Annotated in this window: 21 protein-coding genes and 4 pseudogenes; 19 read left to right on the forward strand and 6 right to left on the reverse strand. The window is 53.1% G+C overall.

What is annotated here, in order from left to right:
* Positions 1-163: 163 nt before the first annotated feature.
* Together PSH65_RS04585 and PSH65_RS04590 are read left to right on the forward strand one after the other, a co-directional pair.
* Positions 164-433, forward strand: a pseudogene (locus tag PSH65_RS04585) (DDE-type integrase/transposase/recombinase); the annotation flags it as partial.
* Between the two features lie 150 nt (positions 434-583).
* The gene (locus tag PSH65_RS04590) at positions 584-949 is read left to right on the forward strand and encodes a hypothetical protein (RefSeq protein WP_058886542.1); all 366 of its coding nucleotides are present in this window, start codon (positions 584-586) and stop codon (positions 947-949) included.
* Positions 950-965: 16 nt separating this feature from the next.
* On the opposite strand, the gene PSH65_RS04595 is transcribed toward PSH65_RS04590, so the two are convergent.
* From PSH65_RS04595 to PSH65_RS04605, 3 genes are all read right to left on the reverse strand, one after another.
* Positions 966-2,513, reverse strand: a complete 1,548-nt coding sequence (locus PSH65_RS04595; RefSeq protein ID WP_305425117.1) for an IS66 family transposase — start codon at positions 2,511-2,513, stop codon at positions 966-968.
* Between the two features lie 62 nt (positions 2,514-2,575).
* On the reverse strand, positions 2,576-2,911 hold the full coding sequence (gene tnpB, locus PSH65_RS04600) for an IS66 family insertion sequence element accessory protein TnpB (RefSeq protein ID WP_305425118.1): 336 nt from the start codon (positions 2,909-2,911) through the stop codon (positions 2,576-2,578).
* Entirely contained in the window at positions 2,908-3,225 is a 318-nt protein-coding gene (locus PSH65_RS04605; RefSeq protein WP_081625541.1) for a transposase, read from the reverse strand. The genes tnpB and PSH65_RS04605 overlap by 4 nt, the downstream gene beginning before the upstream one ends.
* A gap of 100 nt (positions 3,226-3,325) precedes the next feature.
* Between PSH65_RS04605 and PSH65_RS04610 the strand changes: the two are divergent.
* The 6 genes and pseudogenes from PSH65_RS04610 to PSH65_RS04635 form a co-directional block, all read left to right on the forward strand.
* Positions 3,326-3,724, forward strand: a pseudogene (locus PSH65_RS04610) (DDE-type integrase/transposase/recombinase); the annotation flags it as partial.
* A 47-nt stretch (positions 3,725-3,771) separates the two neighbouring features.
* Positions 3,772-5,124, forward strand: a complete 1,353-nt coding sequence (locus tag PSH65_RS04615) for a hypothetical protein (protein ID WP_305425119.1) — start codon at positions 3,772-3,774, stop codon at positions 5,122-5,124.
* Between the two features lie 566 nt (positions 5,125-5,690).
* On the forward strand, positions 5,691-7,448 hold the full coding sequence (locus tag PSH65_RS04620) for a hypothetical protein (RefSeq protein ID WP_305425120.1): 1,758 nt from the start codon (positions 5,691-5,693) through the stop codon (positions 7,446-7,448).
* Positions 7,449-10,556, forward strand: coding sequence for an AAA family ATPase (locus tag PSH65_RS04625; protein ID WP_305425121.1), 3,108 nt, complete (start codon positions 7,449-7,451; stop codon positions 10,554-10,556).
* 482 nt (positions 10,557-11,038) lie between these two features.
* Positions 11,039-11,395, forward strand: coding sequence for a hypothetical protein (locus PSH65_RS04630; RefSeq protein ID WP_305425122.1), 357 nt, complete (start codon positions 11,039-11,041; stop codon positions 11,393-11,395).
* A 125-nt stretch (positions 11,396-11,520) separates the two neighbouring features.
* Positions 11,521-12,486, forward strand: coding sequence for a hypothetical protein (locus tag PSH65_RS04635; protein ID WP_305425123.1), 966 nt, complete (start codon positions 11,521-11,523; stop codon positions 12,484-12,486).
* Positions 12,487-12,558: 72 nt separating this feature from the next.
* Here PSH65_RS04635 and PSH65_RS04640 read toward each other — a convergent pair whose 3' ends face one another.
* The gene (locus PSH65_RS04640) at positions 12,559-12,732 is read right to left on the reverse strand and encodes a hypothetical protein (protein ID WP_305425124.1); all 174 of its coding nucleotides are present in this window, start codon (positions 12,730-12,732) and stop codon (positions 12,559-12,561) included.
* Between PSH65_RS04640 and PSH65_RS04645 the strand changes: the two are divergent.
* The 7 genes and pseudogenes from PSH65_RS04645 to PSH65_RS04675 all read left to right on the forward strand — a co-directional run.
* Positions 12,731-12,994 (forward strand): annotated as a pseudogene (locus tag PSH65_RS04645) (transposase); the annotation flags it as partial. The gene PSH65_RS04640 and the pseudogene PSH65_RS04645 sit on opposite strands and share 2 nt — an antisense overlap.
* A 345-nt stretch (positions 12,995-13,339) precedes the next feature.
* Positions 13,340-13,564, forward strand: coding sequence for a hypothetical protein (locus PSH65_RS04650; RefSeq protein WP_305425125.1), 225 nt, complete (start codon positions 13,340-13,342; stop codon positions 13,562-13,564).
* Positions 13,565-13,727: 163 nt separating this feature from the next.
* On the forward strand, positions 13,728-13,952 hold the full coding sequence (locus PSH65_RS04655) for a hypothetical protein (RefSeq protein ID WP_305425126.1): 225 nt from the start codon (positions 13,728-13,730) through the stop codon (positions 13,950-13,952).
* Between the two features lie 100 nt (positions 13,953-14,052).
* A complete protein-coding gene (locus tag PSH65_RS04660) occupies positions 14,053-15,048 on the forward strand; it encodes a radical SAM/SPASM domain-containing protein (protein ID WP_305425127.1) in 996 nt (331 codons plus the stop codon).
* On the forward strand, positions 15,045-16,922 hold the full coding sequence (locus PSH65_RS04665) for a RiPP maturation radical SAM C-methyltransferase (protein ID WP_305425128.1): 1,878 nt from the start codon (positions 15,045-15,047) through the stop codon (positions 16,920-16,922). Before PSH65_RS04660 ends, PSH65_RS04665 begins: the two co-directional genes overlap by 4 nt.
* Positions 16,923-16,934: 12 nt before the next feature.
* Entirely contained in the window at positions 16,935-18,095 is a 1,161-nt protein-coding gene (locus PSH65_RS04670; RefSeq protein ID WP_305425129.1) for a radical SAM protein, read from the forward strand.
* Between the two features lie 146 nt (positions 18,096-18,241).
* On the forward strand, positions 18,242-19,423 hold the full coding sequence (locus PSH65_RS04675; RefSeq protein ID WP_305425131.1) for a hypothetical protein: 1,182 nt from the start codon (positions 18,242-18,244) through the stop codon (positions 19,421-19,423).
* Between the two features lie 5 nt (positions 19,424-19,428).
* Here PSH65_RS04675 and PSH65_RS04680 read toward each other — a convergent pair whose 3' ends face one another.
* On the reverse strand, positions 19,429-19,713 hold the full coding sequence (locus tag PSH65_RS04680; RefSeq protein ID WP_305425132.1) for a hypothetical protein: 285 nt from the start codon (positions 19,711-19,713) through the stop codon (positions 19,429-19,431).
* A gap of 343 nt (positions 19,714-20,056) precedes the next feature.
* Here PSH65_RS04680 and PSH65_RS04685 point away from each other — a divergent pair, with 343 nt between their 5' ends.
* From PSH65_RS04685 to PSH65_RS31730, 4 genes and pseudogenes are all read left to right on the forward strand, one after another.
* Positions 20,057-20,356 carry a hypothetical protein gene (locus PSH65_RS04685; RefSeq protein WP_305425133.1) on the forward strand — a complete coding sequence of 100 codons (300 nt, stop codon included), beginning with the start codon at positions 20,057-20,059 and terminating at the stop codon, positions 20,354-20,356.
* Between the two features lie 218 nt (positions 20,357-20,574).
* On the forward strand, positions 20,575-20,694 hold the full coding sequence (locus tag PSH65_RS31725; protein ID WP_370694693.1) for a hypothetical protein: 120 nt from the start codon (positions 20,575-20,577) through the stop codon (positions 20,692-20,694).
* A 254-nt stretch (positions 20,695-20,948) separates the two neighbouring features.
* Positions 20,949-21,266: a type II toxin-antitoxin system RelE/ParE family toxin gene (locus PSH65_RS04690; protein ID WP_305425134.1), complete on the forward strand. Its 318-nt coding sequence runs from the start codon at positions 20,949-20,951 to the stop codon at positions 21,264-21,266.
* Position 21,267: 1 nt separating this feature from the next.
* Positions 21,268-21,672: pseudogene (locus PSH65_RS31730) on the forward strand (addiction module antidote protein); the annotation flags it as partial.
* Between the two features lie 762 nt (positions 21,673-22,434).
* On the opposite strand, the gene PSH65_RS04700 reads toward PSH65_RS31730, so the two are convergent.
* Complete coding sequence (locus PSH65_RS04700; RefSeq protein WP_305425136.1) at positions 22,435-23,652, reverse strand: hypothetical protein; 1,218 nt, start codon at positions 23,650-23,652, stop codon at positions 22,435-22,437.
* Between the last annotated feature and the right edge of the window lie 283 nt (positions 23,653-23,935).

The raw sequence follows: 23,935 nt of genomic DNA on the forward strand, positions 1-23,935 counted from the left end.
GTATATTGCAAAATTGAGCCATCACACTCAATTAGCCATGAGCGCAATGGACGCAATCCCATATTCTTTCCTTTGTCGTACCCAGTAGCGTACGAGCGAAATCACTCGGAGCGAGTACGTTCCCCACAAACAGCACAACTGTCAGGGCCAGTGGTAACCGTTCTTATCCACAGTTGGTGAGAGCTGTGGCCGTCACCGGGTGGCCAGGTTGATGCGTCTTGAAGGTTTACGCTCTCAAACTGGGTATCGACGGAGGCCGGGGAAACATGGCGGTAAACCAGCCGTTGCCTCACCGAACTTACTGAAGCGCCAATTCGATGTCAGAGAGCCCAACAAAGTCTGGGTCACAGACATTACCTACATCCGAACAGATGAAGGCTGGCTGTATTTGGCCGTAGTGCTCGATTTGTTTTCACGCCAGATCATTGGTTGGTAAGCGGGCGGTGAACACATCTTGCGTTTTATCGTCGTGAGTTGCAGCTCCAGGGATAGGCAAGCAGACCTATCATCAGGCACGACAAAAATGGCTTAAGATCATCGAAGACTGTAATGGAACATTTCGACTAAAAGGACGCGACATCTTATGGAAATCCCCCTTGCTCAAATCAGGGAGCGTTTGAACAATCGCCGATTTACGGTAGCGGGTAACGCCCACGGGCTATCCGGTGCTGGCACAGTATTTCACTACCATGTCGAAGAAGATTCCATTTGGGGTACTTATCAAGGTGGCCGGATCCGTATGGGTCATCAAGTCGGACGCGTGACTGGCCCCGATACCATTGAGCTTCTTTATCATTGCTTAACTACGGATGGTGAGATTCTTGCTGGCTGGTCTCGTGGCACGGTAGGCGTTGATCACGCAGGACGTACCACTCTGATGTTCGTATGGGGTTGGTTGTCGGGCGCGACTGGAGGTGGGGAGTCTAGCTACGTTGAGCTTGCTGCGTAGTGGTTAAGCTTTTTGATTACGCTCGCGTCCATCTGTGCGGTAGCAACTCGGAAATCTCACTGGACTGCTGCGTCGGCAGGCGCGTGAGAACATCCTTTAGATAGGCGTACGGGTCATGCCCGTTGAGCCGCGCCGACTGGATCAAGCTCATGATCGCCGCAGCCCGTTTTCCGCTGCGTAGCGATCCTGCGAAGAGCCAGTTTTTGCGGCCAAGAGCCCATGGTCGGATCTGATTCTCTGCCCAATTATTATCAATGGGTACGGCCCCGTCATCGAGGTAGCGTGACAGCGCTTCCCAGCGTTTCAGGCTGTAATCGAGTGCTCTGCTAATAGCCGAACCTTCGGGCACAAGATCACGCTGGGCGATCATCCAGGCATGCAGCCTATCCATCACGGGTACGGCTTTTTCTTGCCGTATTCGGCATCGTAAATTCGGCTCCAGGTCGCGCACTTCGCTCTCGATTTCGTACAGCAACTGGATGTAACGCAGGGCCTGCTCGGCGAGCTGGCTTTTGTTCGTGGCGTGCAGTTCGAAGAACTTGCGCCGCGCATGGGCCATGCAGCCGATTTCGGTAACACCAAGTTCGAAACTGGCTTTGTAGCCGCCAAAATCATCGCAGACCAACTTACCTTTCCAGCCTTGCAGGAAGTTGCGAGCATGCTCACCGGCGCGGCTGGGGCTGAAGTCGTAGACGACAGCGGCTGCTTCGCAGAATTGGCTGGTGGCGTAAGCCCAAACATAAGAACGGTGGGTTTTCTTCGAGCCCGGAGCAAGCATTTGCACGGGTGTTTCATCCGCGTGCACGACCTGCTGCCCGATCACTACGTCACGCAGGGCATCGACCAAGGGCTGCAACTGCACGCCTGTAACACCCACCCATTGAGCCAAAGTGGAGCGTGGAATCGCCAAGCCGGCACGACCAAAAATCGATTCCTGACGGTAAAGCGGAAGATGATCAGCGAACTTCGCGATCATGACGTGGGCAAGTAATCCGGCAGTCGGGATGCCCTTGTCGATGACCTGCGCCGGTACCGGTGCCTGGATCAGCGTTTCGCAGTCATCGCAAACCCACTTGCCACGAATATGGCGTTCAACGGTAAACACGCCCGGCGTATAGTCCAGCTTTTCGCTGACATCTTCACCGATGCGCTTGAGTGCGCAACCGCATAGGCAGTGGGTGTTGTCCGGTTCGTGGTGGATCAACGTGCGTGGGAACTCTGACGGCAATGCCGTGCGCTTGGGCTTTTGCTTTTTCTCGATCGCCGCTGGCGCTATTTGCAAGGCTTGAAGCTCGGCCTCAATCGCCGCGATATCGGTATCGATCAGGTCATCAAGCAGGCTGGCCTGCTCAGGATTCATCTGCTCGCTGCGCTTGGCAAACTTCAAGCGCTTGAGTTGTGCGATCTCGTGGGTCAGCTTCTCGATCACCGTTTGATCGCGGTTGATCTTCTTGCCCAGTGTTTCGACCGTCTTGCCCATGGTCTCGACCTGCGACAGCAACTGCGCAGCGAATGCACGCAGTTGATCGGGGGGCATTTGATCGAGATTGGGCGAGGAAGTCATTCCGTGGATTTTACCAAAGCAGATCGCTTGCGGCAGTAGGCCAAGGCGCTAATTACAGCTTCTTAAAGCAGTGTGATTGCACCGCCTGCTCCAACGCGTTGCCAAGGTAGACCGAGCACCAAGGCCTGAAGTTGCTCGTTATCCAGCTCCATTTCGTAGCCTTGTCGAATGCCAGGCCAATGAAACTTGCCTTGGTTCAATCGGCGTGCAGCCAGCCAAACGCCAATGCCATCATGTACCAGCACTTTCATGCGGGTAGCGCGGCGATTGGCAAACAGATAAGCGCAGTGCGGCTTCGCCGCACCGAACACCCCAATCACTCTGGCCAGCGCAGTTTCAGTGCCTGCACGCATGTCCATGGGCTCAGTGGCGAGCCATATGGCATCGATACGAATCATTGCGTGAGCCCACGGACAAAGCGGGCGCATCCTTCAGGATCAGAAGTTGGCCATTTCACTGTGATCGATTGATCGCCAAACGGCAGATCGATTACCGCCGACGTTTCACTCTGCCGTTTTGGCGTAGATTTCACTGGAATAAAAGCAGGTAGCACCGCTGGCGGCTGATCCCGGTACAGCGGCATCCACTTTCGAATGACGTTGGCGTTGATGCCATGACTGATGGCGACACCGGAGATCGTCGCGCCTGGTTGCAGACATTCCTGAACAACCTGGGCTTTGAACGATTTGGGATAAGAGCTTCGTTGGCGCATGGAATTCCTGACGTTAAGGGCGATAGCGTCCGCTTAAAAATACGCGGACACCATCGTCCTTAATGCTGGAGTTCGGAAGGTGTGTTCGCCGGCCCCTTACATTGGTTGGTCAATGAAGTCGCAGATGACCAGCGACATAGCCATTGATGCACTGCTGGGCGGTTTGGAGACGTAAGCCGAAGCAAGAGGTGATGATTCACTCGGATCAAGGCAGTCAGGGCAGCTCAGACTGGCGAAGCTTCTTGAAAGCTAACAACCTGGTAGCCAGCATGAGTCGTCGAGGTAACTGCCACGACAATGCTGTGGCGGAGAGCTTTTCCAGTTGCTAAAGCGGGAACGGATCAAGCGTAAAATCTACACTACACGTCAGGATGCTCGGGATGATGTGTTCGATTACATCGAAATGTTTTACAACCCAAAGCGACGTCAAAGTTTCAACAATCAGCTGTCACCGGTAGAGTTTGAAAAGCGTTACGCAGCGAGCCTGGAGAGTGTCTAGAAAACCCGGGGCGATTCACTCAGCGATTTCAACTTCAAAAGGATTCTATGGAGACTAGACTCGATCAAATCTTCCATCCCGTAGGGCACGGAACATTTCTCACCGGCAGAGCTCACTCTCGAGATGGGCAGAGCTCCTTCACTTGGGCTTATGACTGCGGATCCAAGCGGCCAAACCGTATCAAGGCGGCGATAGATGGTCTAGCTTCAGGTCAATGGGGACGGCATTGGGCGCAGGGCAAGGATATTAATCTGTTTGTTCTCTCCCATTTCGACGATGACCATGTGAATGGTGTAGAGAAGTTTCTAACGACATGGACAATTAGATGGCTGGCTCTTCCATTCACGGATTTGGCCCAAAAATTAGCTGTAGCTGCAGGTTTAACTGGTGAATCCTGTTCATCCTCTACTGCTCTCTTTCAGCTTTACCCCAGTCATTGGCTGGCGGTTAGAGGACTGGCTGAACGTGTTGAAACGATTTTAGAGGTTGAAGGAGGCATAGCCAAAGACCTCCCAAACGATCCTGAACGTGGTGGTTCAAGGCAAGATCTTAATCCACCCAGAGATGCAGGCGGTCCTTTCGAAGAACACACCCCTAGACGCGAAGCACGTCGAGACTTGGAGCAAAACTGGGCAACCGATCTTGGATCGCAAATCGTACCATTATCAATGGGCCCTTTATCTAAAGATGCTGGTCCGCTAGTTGCGAAGCTCAATCACAGCCGTCCTTTTCGTGTGATCAATACAAACTTGGAGTTTATGTTTTACAACTCTGACCAGCCGGATGTTTGTAGAAGCCTACCGACAGGAGAGCGTGTTGCGCGTCGCTCTGGCGCTACGATGTCAGCGGTTGACTCCGAGATCCAAGATATTGTTAAACGCTATCGGGTGGGGTTACCTAACCACAAGCCTAAACCGCATTGGCGCGATAAGCTGCGTAGCATTTATGACAAGCATTTTGGGCAGTCAGCTAAAGCGAGGAATAACATTTCTCTGTGCCTACTGACGCGCATGATCCGACCATGTGATTACTTCTGTCCTCTTTGTGCTGTCCATGGCACTAGGCACCCCCAACCTCATGTCGCAACCTTGCTTTTGGGAGATTTGAAGGTGGACTCACTGACAATCCAGTCCATGGCGAAGCATTTTGGCTCGCAGCGTTGGAGACGCTTGAGTGTTGTCCAGGTACCCCACCACGGATCTGCTCTTTCCTGGAAGCCTGGGAACGCTAGGCTTTTGCAAGCAGCGACATATGTGCAATGCGTTCCAGATACCTCACCGTATCACCCGCACAAGGATGTTGTTGCTGACATCGGTGCGCGTCGAATAAAGCGTGCAGACTATCGTAGTGGTTTACTCCTTAGCTATCACCGCTGCCGCTTCTTAATTTACGACATCTGACAAAATCTGACGTTGGGATTGGTCTATAAATCCTGTTTAATTCAAGGGAAGCTGGTGTCACCAGCTTCCTCGCCTTCGTGCGGACGATGTCGGTTGGAGACATCGAGGCGGGGATACGATTCTTCATGCCCTGTGAGAGGCGTTCGATACACACCCACTACTGCGCTATGCGTACGTTATTCAGGCCCTATCAGTACACCAAATCAGGGCGAATTTTCAGCTTGGCATCACGCAGCTTGCGAAAGTTTTTGATGGTCAGATCAGCGAGGTGATTGGAGGTCTTCACCCTTGTTTTACGGATGAAAACCTTTTCGAATTGATATGCGCAATAGGGCGTTACGTTAGACGAATATATCCGTAATGCGCACACGCTTCTTCCAGAGTGCTCCTGCCATCGGCCACCACTCGGCGCCGTCGGCGTGGCCAGTTTATTTAACGTGTTGTTTGATGCACGCGTCATCTAGCCATTACCTAAACCTTGTTGTCTTCTCTTCACCGAGTTAGTGGCAAGCTGCTACGATGCGGCCGGCAAAAGAAGCAGGCGATAGCCGCTGCAGGGAGGCGTTATGACTATTTCCATCCGTGACGTGGAAGGCGTGCTCCAAGCCCGCTTGCTCAGAAATCCATCTCTCGATGCGCTGAACCCGAACGACCAGTCGTATCGCGCGCTTTTACTTCAGCCTTCCGGTCCAATATTGGCTGACAACACCCGCATCGGTCCGCTCGACCTTGCGTTCGCCGATAAGCAGGCTACGAATTTCCTTGAGCTGGCCTCAGAGAAAGGACACCACCTCGTTGTAACCCCGGAGTACTACCTCCCAATCGAGACTCTGGTGAAGTGTGTTCAGGGCCCCACATTCCCCGCTGTCGGAGCCCTTTGGGTGCTGGGTTGTGAAAGCATGACGCCAGCTCAACTCGAGAGGTTCGAAACCGACTGCAATGGCTACTGCGATGTCATCTTCGAGAAAGACACATCTGCGGCCATTCAGGGTATCTACTACGATCCCGTCGCCTTCTGCTTCGTAACGAAGGACGCTGATGGGAAGGACCGGCGCGTGGTCCTCTTGCAGTTCAAGACGATTTCCTCGAGGGATCTGCACTTTTTCGAAAACAAGAACCTTCGCTGCGGTACTGTCATCTATCAATTCAAGGGGGTGGATGAAGAGCTCTCGCTCGCAACCATCATCTGCTCAGACTCCTTCAAGGTCTCACCCGACGAAACGCTTCGCAGGAAACTCTCACGCAACGCGACGCTGCTACACATTCAGCTGAATCCGAAGCCTAAGCACACCGGTTACATGCGCTATCGCGTCGACACGTTCAACAAAAGTAAGGACCTAAACAACTGCGACATCGTCTGCTTGAATTGGGCAGAGAACATGGTCCAGGTTGATGAGCCCGGCGGCAATAGCGAAGCATGGAAGAACGAGAGCGGGTCCGCCTGGTACATCTCGGAACATCGCTGTTCATCTAACGATGATGAGGTTGAGAAAAACGAACAATGCGGTCTTTATTTTTCGCGTCACGTTAACCAGCGGCATGTGCTCCACTTTCACTTCGGCGCAGCTGCGTTTGAATTGACCGTCGCTAAGATTGTTCAACTGGGCCACCGCGTGCACGACAACCATCTCGGACCAAAGATGGATGTTCGGTACACCTGGCATGATGACCATCAGGCCTGGATGCCCAACGCAGAAAACCCTGACCCGGGCTTGTCAAATCTCTTCGCACTTTCGCTTGATGTGACGTCGGCGTTCTCAAGCCTGAAGACAGTGAATAGCCGACTACAGGTGGAGCGTGCAATTGCGCTTTCCTGCGGTCTCTCGAAGTGCAAGGAAACCTGGTTCAAGGCTGGCGAACTTGACGCATGCAAACTGGGCGAGGACGAAGTTGTGCGACGCGTGACTCTCGCTCTGGACCGCGATGTAGCTGCGCGCAATGCCCGTGAAAACAGCATCAAGAAGGTTGCGGCTCTGAACAAAATCTTGGCCACGAAGAAGCTACCGCGTCAGATTCACGACCTCGGTGGCGGTGAAGCTCGCATCATGTGGCGACCAGACTCACCGCATGTGAACGTCTTCAAAGATGGGAAGCAGCCGGCCTTGGTCGCTTATCTAGGAATGGATCCGAGCTCAGAGATGATTAAAAACGTGAGTGACGCTGCGTTTGAGTTGCTGCGCCGAGAGAACAACGATAACCACAAGCACCGCATCGCGGTCTGCTATCACACGATAGATGGGCAAGCCGAGTTCGCACCAATTTCCAAACTCACTGACATCACCCATGGGGGCGGCAGCGCTACCTCCATTGCAGAGGCGGACTAAATGTTGGAACTTCAGTCAGTTCGAGAGAAAGTCTTCGCACTGCTCAGTGACGTTCAGAATATCGATGATGCGGTGGTACGAGGCGAGCGCTGCCACGAAGGCAAGTGCTACGCCATCGCCTATGTGGATCTTGCCGATAACGTGGTTGGTCGCGCTGGCGAACTATACGACTTTCAGGAGCGAATCCTGGGCGACGATTTCTTCGGCACGCCTGGCGACTTGCGATGGAACAAGTACCTTTACATCGTTGCCGGCCCGAAATCGCTACGCCATGATGACTTTGAAAAAGCGAAGGCGACTATTGAGTCGGACAAAGAGTACGCACGCAAGCGCGTCGTCTCCGAAGAAGAGCTTGAAGCGTTGCTTGGCGCCGCCCAGTACTTCACACCAACCGACACTGGCAAGGACTTCAACGTCGTTGGCGAATGGGAAAAGCGCCTCGCCGCCGCAGATTTGGATGAATTGCTCGATCGACCTACACGAAAGGACGTTGTTGAGCGCATCGGCACCCGGTCAGCCAAACGCGTACCCGTCGCAGACAAGACCCTGACGCTAAATCCATCCGACGCCCTTCTTACTCAGAAATGGCTCGCATCCATCTCGATCGATCAGTTCCGTCCAGTTCACGACGGGAAGTCGTACACCTTTGGCCAGGTAACCCTCATCGTTGGAGCCAACGGTACTGGTAAGACATCGTTGCTTGAAGCTGTCGAATATTTCTACTGTGGTCATAACCGTAGGCAGGGGAACGCGGTCATTCCGAAAATCTCCGGCTCATTGGTTGGTAAGACTGAGGCGCTGGTAGCCTCGGCAGAGGCCGGTCGAATCAGAGCTCGCTGCTTCAGTTGGTATAATCGGGACGAACGACTTGCAAAGTCGATTCTGAGTGCATTCACTCGATACAACTTTCTCGATACAGATGCGGCATTCAGAATCTCGACAGAATTAGAACCATCAGAAATACCAAGTGATTTGAGCCGATTGCTTGTCGGTGCGGATGCCTCAATGATCTGGGACTATCTCGGCAAGATTTCGCCTGAGATCGAAACCGCCCATGAGCGTTCAATCATGCGAGTCGACGAAAGTCGGCAGAGGCTAGAGATTGCTCAGAAGGAGCTTGAGGACACTCAGAGTCGCCCCTCGGACGGCAAAGCTCTCACAGAGGCATTTCGCGTAGCCTTGGAAGGGCTTAATTGGAAAGCTCAAAAGGTAACGGCGCCGCTAGTCACAGAAGAAGAAGCAAATGGCCTCGCGGAGGCACTCGGCCATCTGAAATCTGTACTTTCGGCGGGTTCAGCCGTGGTGTCTATTGACGCGATTTCGACGCGCGGCAAAGAGATAAACCAGGCATTGGCGCTTGCTATTCCGCTCGAAGCGGATCGAACAAAATATGTGCAGGAAATGAATCGGCTTGCTAAACATGCAGCTGCCTGCGAAGAGGCTTGTGAAACCCTAGATCGCTGGCTGACCTACGTGAATAGTGGCTTCGCCATCGCCTATGCTCGTGGCAAGAAGGCCAATACAGCGGTAGAAATCGCCCAGGGCCGATTGGGCCTGTACGCGACAGGCGATATTCCCAAAGTACCTCAAGGGTATGCAGCCGAAACGCTGGAGTCTGCAATTCGCGACGCAACCTTGGATGTCCAGGACTGCATTGATCAAGTGATCAGTTTGGATAATCTGGCTGACAGCTTTGGAAAGGCAGCATCCGCTCGAGCGCTAGCTGCACGTCAACTACGATCCGCTGCAGTGGCATCGTTCAACGCTGGCCATCCGGAAGACGATTGTCCCATTTGCCGGGCCAAATATTCACCCCAGAAGTTGGCCGATCTTGTTGAGCAAATCACACAAACATTAGAAGAGACCAACGAGCTCACAGAGGTCACTTCTAAACTTTCCGAAGCTCAGGAACAGCTCGATTTTTTTCAAGATAAAGTCCGCCTCATTGAGAACCTGCAGCGAATAGCAAGTGCCATTGACCTAGCACCAGATGCGCTTTGCTCTGAGGTTCCCGCCCGACTGGCAGAACTGCAATTCGAGTTGGCGAGTGCTGAGCAAGAACTTGCCTCCGCCAGAATTGACTGGAAGGAGCTAGCCAACTCAAAGTTGACGGCACGCGAGCACGACGACCTTCGGGACATTGTCACAACGCTTCTGCTCACGTCTGAAACAGAGTTCGATACGGTAGCTATTGATGAAGCACGAGCTTCGTTTCGCGAAGCCGCTGCTGCAGCTCATAAACTTATAACTCAGAATTTCGAACTGCATAACTCCCTTGAAAAACAGCTTTCTGGTCTCAGTGCTGCTGCCACCGTCGAAGGTTGGCAAACACGAGCCCGACCCAATGCAGGTATAGAATCTCTAATAACTATGCAAGGTGAAATCGAATCGATTCAGACCCGAATTGATGGTTTACAAAGTTTTTTGGATATAGATGACAGCGCAAACTTTGCTGATTTAAGTATCGGGATAATTGGCGCCACTCGGATCCATTCTGAAGCGATGGAGGCCGTCAAAATGGAAAACATGGCGTCTAGCAAAATTTCCACACTTGTCGAGCAGATTGAGCACCTGAACCGGCAGCTGAACGAAAACTTGGAAAAGGCGGAAAACTATCAGGTCGCCAAAGAAACTCTGGAGCTGCTTCGCAATGAGTGCTCTCTTGAACACGCAACGCAAGAATCGTTGAGCGCCATCAGCTCGCAGATAAATGAAATTTTCAGTCGCATCCATGCGCCGAACGAATATGAATATGTTGGCCAGGGAGAGGCACTCCTCCAGACATCGGGCTCACATGAGAAACGTACGCTGGAGCAAATAAGCACAGGGCAACGTGCAGCGTTTGCGCTCTCTGTATTTTTGTCGATGAATCGTAACGCAAGCAAGGCACCGCCGGTCCTTCTGATTGACGACCCGATCGCGCATATCGACGATTTAAACGCACTGTCCTTCCTAGACTATCTACGCGATTTGGCCGTGAACTCCAGTCGACAGATTTTTTTTGCTACAGCAGATACTCGTATCGCAGCGCTCTTTGCTCGGAAATTTAGCTTTCTTGGAGAATCGTTTCAGAGCATTCAACTAGAGCGCGGGGTGGATGGGGGCTAAGGATAGTGAGCGCAGCCAGAATCTCCTCACCGCGGGCGGCGATGTCCAGTTATGGATACCATAGCCTTTAATGCAGTATGTACAGTTGATGCGGTGAGCCGAGTCGTTGATTTGAGCGAATAGGATTAATTCAAGATGATGCCTATACCACTCAGTAGTGTCTATTTGATATCATCAGCCCCTCGTACTCTCAAGTGCTTAGTACGAGGGGGGAGGTCTGCACATTCAGGGGTGTGTCTCTGTAATAAGCAGCAGGCACGATGCGCCCTCCCTTAATAATATGTTGAAGCGGAATTTCACCTATTAGTAAGTTTAGGAGAGCAAAAATTTTAAAATATCTTATTGCCCTGGTGCCTTCAATTCTTGTGTGCGGATGCGTAGCTCAAACGTCTGACAATTCCGGTCTGTCTAGTCGAGGAATTGGGAAGTGGCAGGCAGAGGTAGTCTGCAAGAAGATGGGAGTGGATACACGTGATACTATCATGTTCAAACTCAGCCCCGGCGAGCTTCCATATTCCCAGCACGGACTTATGGTATTCCACAGTCGAGATGAAAGTGGTCGTAACCTTGGGTTTTCTACATATTTTGTTCTTGTTAAAACGACTCCGTTGACAGGTGGAATAGCAATTGATGCAGATCACCGGATAGTTAAAAACGGCCCTGATGTAGATACTTTTTTTACAAAAATGGCTGGTGAGGATCAGCGGAAACGGGGAGAGTTCACCGGCCCTGACACTATGAAACTCAATATGTGTGGTCGTGTAGAAAAATTTTACCGAATTGCGAACTACACTCGACTTGATCAGCCGCCACCGCTAGAAAGAGTTGATTATAATTAGCAGATAAGCCAGCGCTGCTATCGGACCTGCATTCACCCTCGATTCTTTTCGCTAGGTCTTGATCCTATACGGACCAATAAAAGGTCTTCACGCCAACGCTCCATTTAGTAATATTATTAAGAGATATGATAAAAGTCGAACAGCAACTCGAGAGCATTCATCAGGAACTTCGTGGAAGTGTGCAGGACCTGACTCAGGAAGAGCAAAAATCGTTGAAGTACTATATTCGCGACATTCATCAGCGCTTAAGCGAATGGCTGAGCGTACAGGGGAATGAAAAAGACGAACGCAGTTATGAAATCAGTTGGGCTCTTGGCCTGGTCGGTACTGTCGGTGTCCTTCTGGCGATCACTCGATCCGCTGGCAGCGATATTGATTGGGTGCGCGAGCACACTTTGGCATTTAGGCTCTGGGCGGTAGTACTGTGCACCCTTTTCGTTGGGGTGTCATTGGAGCGCTCCGCGGTGGTGAGGTCCCTGTGGGGTTTTACCATTACCAAGTTTTTGGTTTCGATTATTCTTTCCGGTGTGGTGCTCTACGCCCGAGGCAAAGCTGCGGGCTACATCAATGGAGTATTTCACATAGATGCTTCCGCGTTGCCCTTCACATTTGTGTTTACCACCGCACTGTTGGTGCTTAAGTTGTTGTTGCCGTTCGTACTTACTGTGGCATTGATTTTTTTACTGGTTCACGCTCTGATTGTAGCCGGCTGGTTGAAGGGTAAAGTTGATGGTAATACTGCTACTGCGGCCCCGCTTTTCTCGTTACTGTCCGCTTTTGTGTTCGGTGTAATTCTCTATTTCGGGTGGAGCTGGTCCGGTAATCAGATAGCCGACTCCCGGGTGCCGGAAAAAGTCTATTTGATGGCTCATACGCTGGACTTTAATTACTCGCACGAATGCGCCAATGTGGCAGCGACTCGGCCGGTACTCTTCCTCGGACCTGCTCAGGAGTCCGTGCTGGTTGCCCCCGAAAAGCTGGCTGATTTCAGTTTTACCGATTTCTTTGAAGGGGGAGTGAAAGTACCGACTAGCTTCGTGCGTCAACGATGCGACTACAAACCGGCGTGGGCTGTGGATGAGTCGAATTAGGATTGTGCTGAGTCCGTTTGTTGTATCGGTCGTTGAGTCCACAGCGGCCGTTCGCTAGCCGTTGCGAATGTGTCACTCCGGCGTCATGAGCATCGCAAGCACCATGTTGATGAACTCCTCGTTCTTGCCGATTGTATCCAAGGCACCGCGTACGTTGGCTGTCACCTCCGTAGCCCCTAACTGGCCAAGCAATTGTCCGATCAGCCTATCATCGTCTCTGACACGTTCTGGCAAGATCGGCGCCATGACTTCGCTGCCCGACCTCGATCAACTGACCCCCGAACAACTGCGCGCTCTGGCTGCACAGTTGTTTTTTCAGGTCGGCGCTATGGACAAGAAATCCCAGCACGACAAAACGCTCATCGAGGAACTCACCCACGAGATCACGCAGCTCAAACGCTTTAAGTTCACCAAGCGTAGCGAGCAGATGAGCCTGGAGCAGGACAGTTTGCTCGATGATCTGATCGATACTGATATCACGGCCATCGAAGCTGAGCTGGAGTCATTGTAAACAGTTCCAGCATCGGCCCAGATATTAACTGATTACGTCTGGCCACAATCGGTATCGCCATAGTAGAGGTCTTCACAACCGAAGGAGAGTGGGAGGGATCCAGACGGTGTTCGTTGTCGCAGAAGCTTTGAATAGCGAATTGCTAATCTCTAGGCGCAAAACGCCGCCTTAATAAAGCTGCGAGGCTGTAGTACACACCGAGGAAAATCTCGACTTGCTTTAGCTCTGAGAGATAATTTTCTTATTTCGTTATGTGCTGATGACAACATTGCAATGAGCTAATCTCAGTTCCGTGCATAAAACGTGAATGAGCGTTTTTCTTAACTAAGCTGAGGGAATGATATGAAAAATATTACGAGTATCGATCACCGCAAAGTGATGCAGTCTGCCCAGACGCTAAAAGCCAATCCCCCACTCCCATCCGAGATCACCAAAGACCCGATTGCATTTCTTGAGGCACAAGGCATTACTGTTGGCGCGGACATCGAAGCGATGATCAAAGCCAAAGGTATGTTTCCTCTCGCGAAAGCGCCAAGACAAGCGGGCATATTACACATCGATATTTAGTGGCACCCATAAATAAAAACCGAGGGAAATCTCTGCTTGCTTTGGCTCTGAGAGAAATTTTCTTATTCTATTATGTGCTGGTGACAACATTTTAATGAGCTAAGATCAGTTCAATGCGCAACACGTGGATGAGCGTTTTCTTTAACTAAACAGAGGGAATGATATGAATAATATTACGAGTATCGATCACAGCAAAGTGATGCAGGCTGCCCAAGCGCTAAAAGCCAAACCCCCACTCCCATCCGAGATCACCAAAGACCCGATTGCATTTCTTGAGGCACAAGGCATCACTGTTGACGCGGACATCGAAGCGATGATCAAAGCCAAAGGTGTGTTCCCCATCGCGAAAGCGCCAAGACAAGCGGGCATAGTACACATCGATATTTAGTGGCACCTATATGTAGATCGGCGAAAAAACTGGCTGTTCTGAAGAGGTCCGTTTGTACAGGTCGGCCAGTTTTTGCTTGTAACGAATACGGAGCAACGCCATGGAAACGCTGCCCGCAGCTCTGGTCATCAACGTTACACTTCAATGTCCCTTAAAGTGTGCTCATTGCTGTTATTCGTCCGATATGTTCAAGGCTGGTCATCTGTCATTTGAACAGATAGCGCTAGCCATTTCACAAGCTGCCGGCATCCAAGCGTTCCGGGCAGTCCACTTTGTCGGCGGCGACCCTTTGCTGCATCCCGACCTGCTAGCCGATGCAATCGCGCTAGCTGCCGGACTAGGACTTAGCACCGGTATCACAACCAGCGCTTTCTGGGCGAAGTCCCCGGGCCACGCTCAGAAGGTCGTCGACAAGCTATGCGATGCTGGATTGAGCGAAATAACTGTATCTTACGATGATGCCCATGCCGCTTTCCTAGGCCTGCATTACATCGCTAATGCGGTGGCTGCCGCAGTCCTGCGTTCTCTCAAGTTAAGAATCGCCGTAGTGGTCGAACCTGGCGCCGCGATCACCGCCGCGACGCTGCGCGCGCAATTAGGACTGCAAGAGGCGAGCGCCATTCAAATTTACGAAACGGCTGTGAACTCAACCGGCCGGGCCGCTGCCGTAGACGAAGTCCGCCTTCACACACGCACCGAGCATGCAGAGGTCTATCGGGGGGCCTGCCAGTCGGTGTTTCGGAACGTCCAAATCGATCCACAAGGTAACGTGATCCCCTGTTGCGGTGTCTTGCCTCACCACTCCTCAATGGTGGTTGGAAACCTAGTGGATGATGGCTTGGAGATTGCGGTAGCGCGGGCCCAGCAAGACCCTTTATATCGTTGGATCAGCAAGGACGGGCCGGTGGCAATCCTGGCCGACATTACCGCTGCCGATACGGCGCCGATGCGCACCACGGATTTCGATGGTATCTGCACGGCTTGCGACCGCATGTTTTCCTCCCCTTTGTTGCTAAGACGGGCGCGACACACGGCCGCCGCCAGGTGCGCCGAGGGCCAGTCGGAGAATGTCGTGTTGAAATGGGTGACAACATGACGACTGACGTTTTGCTAGTGTCGGCCCCGGTTATGTCGGTGCTGCGGCCTTCGGCCGCACTCGGGCTACTGCAGTCGGCGCTCACGGCCATTGGGGTACGCACCGAATCCCTCTACTTGAATCTGATGTTCGCCGAGATGATTGGTATTGACCTGAACGAACGCCTTGGCGAGACTTTGCCAAGCCATCTCCTCGCTGGCGAATGGCTATTCGAACAGCCAGCACCGGCCGTAAATGCAAAAAATCGAGCCGTCTTCGAGGGACAACTCAACACGGCCTTAGAGCAACATAAGTTCGACGATCTAGAGGCCATCAAATCCAAGACGGCACCCGCATTTATCCTGCAGGCAGCGCAAGCTATCCTCAGGCGCAAGCCACGCATCTTGGGTTTCACTACCATGTTCCAACAGACCATGGCATCGCTGGAGATCGCGGCTTCCGTCAAACGTGCTGCACCGGAAATCATCATTTGCTTCGGTGGCGCAAATTGCCACGGTCCGATGGGGGCCGTGCTGATCCAACATTACCCACAGATCGACTATGTATTTACAGGCGAGGCCGACGCATTATTCCCTGATTTCGTCAAAGCCTTGCTAGCCGGACGTTCGCCCCGCCGCACCCAAGGCTGGCTGGGACGTATGTCGGGTACGCACCCGCTGTCCCAACCGGTCCGCGAACTCGATGACTTGCCGATCCCGGACTACAGCGACTACTTCAGCCAACTGGCCAGAATGTCTGAAGCACACCGGATACGCAGCAGCGTGCCGTTCGAATCCTCGCGAGGTTGCTGGTGGGGGCAAAAAAACCACTGTACTTTCTGTGGGCTCAATGCCACAAGCATGGTATTCAGAGAGAAAAGCGGGAACCGCGTACTGCGCGAACTGGGAGTTTTGGCGCGTGCATACGGCATCAAACGTTTTTCCGCATGCGACAATATCCTGAGCATGGGGCACGTCGACCGCGTAATTGCCGAACTAGACGGCAACGTGCAGCAATACCGCTTTTTTTACGAAATCAAGTCAAACCTTGATGAAGCGAAGCTGCGCATACTTGGCAAGGCCGGTGTGGTGTGGATACAACCAGGCATTGAAAGCCTCTCTGACCCTGTACTCAAGTTGATGCGCAAAGGTGTCGACCGCATGCTCAATCTGCGCCTGCTACGCAATTGCCGCGAATTTGGCATGTGCGCGATCTGGTCGATGCTGTACGGCTTTCCTGGGGAGGCCGCAGCGGATTTTGACGATGTGGCCCGCATCGTTCCAATGTTAGAGCATTTGCAGCCGCCAGTCGGATGCGGCCGGATCCGACTCGATCGTTTCAGCCCCAACTTCGAGCAAGCGGAGGCAATCGGTTTTACCGACGTACAGCCGGTAAGCTCATATGGCGCAATTTTCAACCTCCCTGCCGATGCGCTTTTTGGCTTGGCCTATTTCTTCGATGGCTATGCGCCACGGGCAGCCAGCGAATCCGACCTGATTCCCCTAAAACAAGCTATCGCGGCTTGGCGCAGTGCCTGGCTACCCGGGACTACTCCGCCTCGCCTGGTCGCGCTTCCATGCGAAGGCCGCTGCTTGATCGAAGATACCCGCCGGTGTGCCATCGAGCGCTTCTTTGTCGCTAGCGAACTCGAAACCGCCATCATCGGGCATTGCCGATCGGCGCGCGCGATCGCCAAATTCGACATCTTGACCGACAGGTGGAGCCCGAGCGAAATCGAAGCAGCTCTTGGCAACCTGCTCTACCGCAATTATCTGTTAACCGATCAGGACCGGGTGATTTCGCTGATAGTTACCAGCGGGAACGAGCTATTTAGCGATGAGGATCGGGCCGACCTGCCTTTTGGGTACGTTGCGTCAAGCAGCGTCCAGATATAACAGGAGAACGCTATGAGTGTCGAAGTGCGACCGCTTGGCGATAAATGCAATATCGGCTGTACATATTGCTATCAGGAAGGTACCCGTGCCAGTAGCACCGCTGGTAATCGTTATGAGATTTCGAAGATCATCGAAGTACTGAACGAACTCGATGAGCCGTTCACGTTGTTTGGCGGCGAGATTATGCTGACCAAGCGACGCGATTTAGAGCACCTTCTGGAGTTCGGCCAGCGCCGCTATGGCCAGGTAGGCCTTCAAACGAACGGCACCTTGGTCAAGGAACGCGATATCGACCTGTTCCTTGAACATAACGTAAAGGTAGGAGTCTCGATCGATGGCCCCGGCGAATTGAACGATGCGCGCTGGGCCGGCAGCCTTCGCGCGACCCGTCGCGCTACGGCGATGACTGAGGCGGTGATCGAAACCATGTGTCGGACAGGCGCGCCGCCGGGGGTCATCGTCACGCTTCACCGTTTGAATGCGGTTGGTGAACGGCTCGCCCACCTCTGCGGCTGGTTGCAGTTTCTCGACACTTTGGGTGTAACGCGCGTGCGCCTACACCTGCTCGAAAACGATAATGCCGGGCCAGCCGAGGATCTGGTGCTGACTACGGAGCAGGCGCTGCTGGCCATGCGCCGCCTGCGCGCACTCGAACGGACGCTGGTATGCATGCGATTCGATTTGTTCCGCGAACTAGAGTCGATGCTTCTTGGGCAAGACGATGAAGCGTCCTGCGTGTTTCGGGCATGCGACCCCTATCTGACCCGCGCCGTCATAGGTGTCGAAGGGGATGGCCGGCGATCCAATTGTGGCCGCACAAACAAGGATGGCATTGCATATACACCTGCCACAGTCAATGGCTACGAACGCCAGCTCGGACTGTACGCAATGCCGCAGGAGGAAGGCGGATGCAAGGGTTGCCGGTTCTTTCTAATGTGCAAGGGAAACTGTCCGGGCACCGCGATTGACGGCGACTGGCGCCTTCGTTCCGTTGATTGTTTGGTGTGGTTCGGACTCTTCGAAGATACCGAAGCCCGTCTCCTGTCCGAAGGTAGGGCGGTACTGAGCCAGTCGCCTCAGCGTACCGCAGTCGAAGCCATCATTGTCGAGGGTTGGCGGGATGGTCACGACCGGTTATTGCGCGAAGCCTGCGATCTGGTTGGCGGACTATGATGCTCGATGCCGTATCGCGGTCTTGGCCGAGTGCGGGATCCGGACCTGCGGATGGCGCCGCGCGCGCGCGCGGACGTCTTAGTTTCGCCGCATCGGAAGAAGGGGACCAATGGCGAAGCCAAATTCCAGGCATGGTCCACGCCTCCTTGGTCACCGATCTTGCCGACGTCAAGCACGGCGGGCTGGCATGGATGCGCTTCTGGGCTCCATATCGCGCTCTTGCCGAAACGCTCGAATGGGTTCAGGAGATGAGCTTGAAGGCAACCGTGTGCGACTGCGCGTTCGATGAGGGCGCCCCCGTCTCTCCCGTGCTTGTCGCAGGCGAGGCGCTCGACCCACGCACCCGCATCACCTATGCATTGGAGGTGACGGGGCGCAATGCCGTATTTCCGCTTCACAGCGCTGCCAGCCCGGTGCCTCCATGTTGCGCCTTGGCCCGCGAATCTACGAGTGACCGGCTCCTGCTTAATGGCGGAAACGGTCCCTTACACGCATATGTAGCGCTCGCGCCGCTTGGCCTCACGCCACTGCGGCACGCACCGTGCTCACTCGACTGCCCTGCCACTGTCGAAATTGTGAACGCCTTTATTGTGCGAGCGCTCGCCCTTGGCTTCAATGACGCGGCCCAGGCGTGGAAAACACTACAACACGTCCAGCCAAGTGCCACGCTGCGTGCAGGCCTAATGGAAGTAAAGATGCCGGGTTTACGCTTTGCTTACCGAACGGCACTGCACGAACGTAGCAATCGCATTGCCGTAACGATGCATAAACCCTGGATGCTATCGCCAGAGATCGACACCTTCATCCACACGGACCCTTCGTTCGCCAGTGAGTTTGCTCGCCGTTCGCGTTTCGCGACAATCCTGTGGGAACAAGAGGCGGTCATAAAGCGCGCACGAGGACCGATCGTCCACCTCGGCTGTGGCGATGGGCTGCTGTTGGATCTGCTAAAAATTGCCAAGCCGAACGCCGTGCTGCACGGAGTACAAAGCAATGCAGCGCCGGTCGAAGTCGGAGTATGCGTTCAGGACAATAGCGCGCCTGCCGTTCACGCAGAAAAGTGGGAAGTGGAGCTGAAAGCGATCATGGCTTCCGGGAAGAAACCCGATCTCCTTCTGTTTGACCCCATCCATCTGCTGGCGCTAGGGGCGGTCGAGCGCCAAATGCTTGTCTCCGCTATGCATGCATCAGCGGCCGCGGTCGTTGCCTACGCCACCGACGCAAGCTTAAAGCGCTATGGCGACCTCGCCGAGTTGGCTCGGGCGGCTGGAATAGGGCTGGTACAGGGGCGACGGCTTCGGGTGTCGGCGTTGTTAGCAGCTCCCTGATCACCTCATTTTGTAAGGGCGGAATTCGCATCGGTACACCATAGTGTTTGCTCAACATCCCATGCATCGTCGAGCTGCGTGAAGAAAAACTCTTTATCGATAAGTTTTTGATCGCCGTGACCACCATACGCCATGCGATCAACCAGGCTAGCCGTGGTCGTGAAGCCAATTTTGTATAAAAGACCCTGTTGAGAGTTTAGCCGTACGTAATTGACATTAGCTGCAGGGTCACTAGGCCTGCGGAACCAGCGCTTGAATCTCGTATACAGTGATGCATGTAGCTTGGCCATTCCCTTCACAAATCCCGATAAATCCTCCGCTGGGACATCCTACAGTGGTGGCAATAAGCCGCTCACCTCAGCCTTGCATCTCCCCGGACACGTGAGACGGTAATTCCAGTTAGTGCTGCAGACCAGGAACTGCCGCACCTGCCCAGAGATCATGGCTTGTCTCACAAACGGAAAGGCTATGGCAAAAATTCCTCCGAGTAAGCTTCCAAAAAAACGTGGCCGGTCTCGGTTAGAGACGCTGTTCGCTCGGTATGAAATACAGATCATAAGCTGGGATTTTAGCTGGTCGTTCTACCTATCTCGGCCTACGGACCGGTGGCAAGGGAAGAGCCACTTTAAGGAGATGGCCACCTTGACCTTGGTGGGGCGTGTTACCTCTCCAGAGGAATTCAAATATCCAGAAGCACTTCTGCGTTTAGTAGCCGATCCATGGCTGGATACCTTGGTAGAGCAACCAGCGGCCATCGGCTCCCTCCACATCAATGACAAACAGTTGACGGGTTATGTGTGTATTCCCAGCCATCAAATGCCCATGCTTGTGAACGCAGCAAATCGATTGTTATTTATCGAGCTCAATGGAACACCGTTGCGGTATCGCAAAGCTCTAATTAGAGATCTCCATTTGAGTACGGCCCCTGAGTAACTGACTCACCCCCGAATCTGTTCCACCTATCCAGGTCAATTACATCGCTGCGGTGATCATAGTGTTGGCGGATCGCCACCGTTGACCACTACGACTGTCGAGATGCCCTTTGGCGAGTCACTGAAGGGCATGCCCAGTTTTACTAACATGAGCAGTTGCCTTCTTTCACCATGGATGCGCTTTGCGATCTTCAGTCCGGCCGTTACCTCGTCATGGGAATGAAGAACGAAGAGGAGCGCGCCTGGAATTTTGATGACAAGCCGCAAGAGCGGGAGTTCGCGCCCGCGGCCATTAGGCAGTCCTCTAGTCCGACGACTCCCCAGGCCAACCAAATATAGGAAGGTCTAGCGATGTCTAGCGAATTTTGCTAAATCTCACTAGATTCGCGCAAAAGTCGATCGCAGCCATGCGCGATACGCTGGCTACGTTGGAGGGTTGGATACTTCGTAGCTGAGGGACGGGGTTTGTTTGATCTCTCAGACTTCACGTAGGAACACGTTGTCTTGAACCAGAGCGCTTTTGACGGTTTTCACCTTGACCTGCGCTCAACCTCGCACCGACAAGGAGTAGCCATCTGGCTACACATGGGACTATGATCAATAAGAAAAAAACATGCGAGATCCACCAAACGCCCGAGTTTGAGGATTGGCTTGACGGTGTGAAGGATGTTCAAGGAAAAGCGGCCATCTTGGCCCGCCTGGATCGCGCCGGAGACGGCAATTTTGGAGATTGCGAACCGGTAGGCGATGGGGTGAGCGAAATGCGTGTTTTTGTAGGACCAGGGTACAGAATTTACTTTGTACGCTCGGGGAAAGCTGAGTTCTTGATGCTCAGCGGAAGCGATAAAACGGATCAAAAGCGAGGTATCAAGCGAGCTAAAACGATCCTCGATGCGCTGAGAGGCCAATGATATGAGCGATACGAAATTCAACCCCGGGGATATGCCGATCCTCAGCCTCAACGCTTCTGGTACGACTCGTTATGAAGCTTCGCGCTTTCTCGACAGCCCGGAAGCTATGGCGGCTTATTTGGCTGAAAGTATGAAAGCCGGTGATACGGAAGGTCTCATTCATGCTTTGGCAGAAGTCGCAAAAGCTAAAGGCGTAAATAAGGTCGCCAAGGATGCTGGGGTCAATCGTGAAAGCCTTTACAAGGTGCTGAAATCCGGCGCGAAAACGCGGTTTGAGACCATTAGAAAACTGATGAAGGCGATAGGTGTAGAACTCACCGTACAACCGATTGCAGCACTAGTAGTGGGTACAAACGCTGCTCCAAGGGCTGGCAAACCAGCCGTAGCTGCGGCCAAGTCTGCTGCGAAACCTGCTGTGAAAAAACCAGCCGTGGCGGCATCCAAGTCTGCTGCGAAACCTGCTGTGAAAAAAACAGCCGTAGCGGCATCCAAGCCTGTTGCGAAACCTGCTGTGAAAAAACCAGCCGTAGCGGCATCCAAGCCTGTTGCGAAACCTGCTGCGAAAAAACCAGCCGTAGAGCATGTTGCAAAACCAGCGGTCAAAAAACCAGCCGCGGCCAAGCCTGCTGCACCGACACCTGCTGCCTCGGCAACACCTCACGGCGTGCCCGCTACTTCCAATACAAATAATGTTCAGGGAGCAGGCCAAGACGGACTCTCTACTCATTCGTAGAACTGAGAGGCGCAAGAGCACCGGCGGCACCGAGCCGCGCGGACAGGGCCATCGCATGCACTTTTACATGGTCACCCTGGTGACCTTGAGTGGCGCCGAACTGGTCTGAGTGGTGACGACCACGTGCGAGCAGGATCGTCCAATGTGAGTTGAGTAGCCAGTACCCCACATGCGGTGATGAGTCTTGTAAGCAAGACCTGAGCACAAATAAATGCGCTACGGCCTCCCGCTGGGAGGATGAGTAGAGGCAGCTTCGATATTTCTCACCGAAACGGCCTCCCCGTAAGGGCAACGACGCCTGAAGAAACTGGCCGTCTTAAGCGAGGAGGGTTTTCCTGATAGCACGATTGCAGGAGATTGTAGAAGTGGCTGCTCCTGTCGCGACCGGCAGAAGTCGACTCAGAGCTAACGTTAGTGGACGAAAGTCCACATGGTTCATTCTGCCGGGGTCAGGTCCAGCATGTACTGCGCAACGCTTTTATCAGTTCCGGGTAATTGCGTGGATAGTACTTTGAGTAGCGCCGTGCAGTGGATTTGGAAAAACTCACCAGCGATGTCATCGAAGTCGCCACCGTCAGCTTGAACATGAACATCAATTAGCGAGCGTCGTGTGTACAGCAAGATGATCGGACCATACCCTACGCGATGCTGGACGCTAAAAATCCACTGAGTTAAGGACAGTGAATTCAACTGGTGAACCAGTTCATTCAGGCGGCCTTGTTCCTCTTCGGATACTGGATTACACCAAAGACCGATACCAACAGACAGGTCAGGAATACCGACAGTAGCAGGCTTGATGGACTGGTAAACTTCACCAGCAATGGTCCCACTCCAGAGTATGAGGTGGGCATCATGGGGCTTGTAGCCACCATTGCATAATGTCCATCCAAAGAATGCTGGCCAAATAAAATCACCGCCGCTCCCACCACGTGGGGCCTTTAGCTGCTGCAAATCCTCTTGCAGGAACGCTAGCTTTAGGCGGTTCTCGGCGATGCTTCCCAGTCCATATAGGCCTTCTGTGAGCCGCTGGTAGGCAGGATATGCGGTGATGTCTTGTAATGCGATGCGGGTACCGCTCATGCCATTCTCTCCAAGAAACAAGGTTAGTTGCCGGGTAAAGTAATCTAGTGTCGAGATCGAGGTGGCCGAACTATCACCTACAAACGCGCGCAGGTATTGCTCTACATCGCGCCAGTAAACCGCACCATGTGACCAGTCTTTAGGTGGCAGCGTGAAGTGTGTAAGTAGCACAAGGCCGCCATATGGCTCTACTCGTTCGTGCCGGTAAGACTCGTAAAGGGCAAGCTGATTGATCTCGCCCAAAACATCTTGGTGCTGAGTGAAACCCGCTGCGATTTTGTTCTCAAGGATTAGGAAAAAATCAGTAGTGCGACCGATTAGGTCTGGACGTTTCCCTTCTGCACGGTGTCCCGGGCCAATGATGTGCTGGGTTTCCCATACAATAGTATTGAGGTTGTTTTGATTACCTAGCTGACTCGGGTTCAGTTTAAACAGGCCGGTCAAAACCTCTGAAATTCTGCCGGACAGAGTGACCTGACGCAGCCACTCGGCTAGTAATTCTGTAAGGAAGTCTTCTAAGGGTGAGCGGGCATCGCTCTCTCGAAAGTAGAATAGACGGTCGAAAAAGCTCATTTCTATCCTTAGCAAGTATAGTCATTTGCATATTCTGTCATGCCCCTCATCTGTTCAACAGCCTGCCGGCTGGCAGCGTTGTGTTTAACATCATAGGGTGAGGTTTGAATCGCCTCTGGTTTCGTAGATAGACCTGAATACCTGCTTCTGAACAGGAGCGCTCTTGTAAACCAAATTTTTGCCCTGTTAATCAGGATAGTTAACAGGGCAGAAAAATGATTTACAGGGAGCAAAGGTTTCCTTGCTGATTGGGAAATAGCACAAACTTCCCCCGTCCGGCCCA

Origin of the sequence: Pseudomonas sp. FP603 (genome assembly GCF_030687415.1) — a bacterium.
Lineage (GTDB): Bacteria > Pseudomonadota > Gammaproteobacteria > Pseudomonadales > Pseudomonadaceae > Aquipseudomonas > Aquipseudomonas wuhanensis.